The organism is Corynebacterium sp. MSK297 (assembly GCF_030232885.1).
GTDB lineage: Bacteria > Actinomycetota > Actinomycetes > Mycobacteriales > Mycobacteriaceae > Corynebacterium.
In genome coordinates this window covers 1-201 of the sequence record NZ_JASPGD010000043.1, presented here as the reverse complement: position 1 = coordinate 201, position 201 = coordinate 1, and the positions used below count along the sequence as shown (strand labels likewise).

At 52.2% G+C, this 201-nt stretch carries 1 pseudogene; it reads left to right on the top strand.

Going from position 1 to position 201, the window contains the following annotated elements:
* Window positions 1-201 (top strand): annotated as a pseudogene (locus QP888_RS11045) (IS3 family transposase); the annotation flags it as partial.

The window sequence follows — 201 nt, the reverse complement described above, 5'->3', positions numbered from 1 at the left end:
TGTGAATCGCAAGACTGTGGCTAAGCGGATGCGTCTGATGGGCATTGAAGGGATTTCACCGCGTGCTTTTGTGCCGGTGACAACGATTCAATCTGAGCGTAAGTCCACGCTTCCTGACCTGGTCAAGCGCATGTTTGATACTGGTGAGCTTAACCGGGTGTGGATGTCAGATATTACTTATCTGCGCACCGGTGAGGGCTG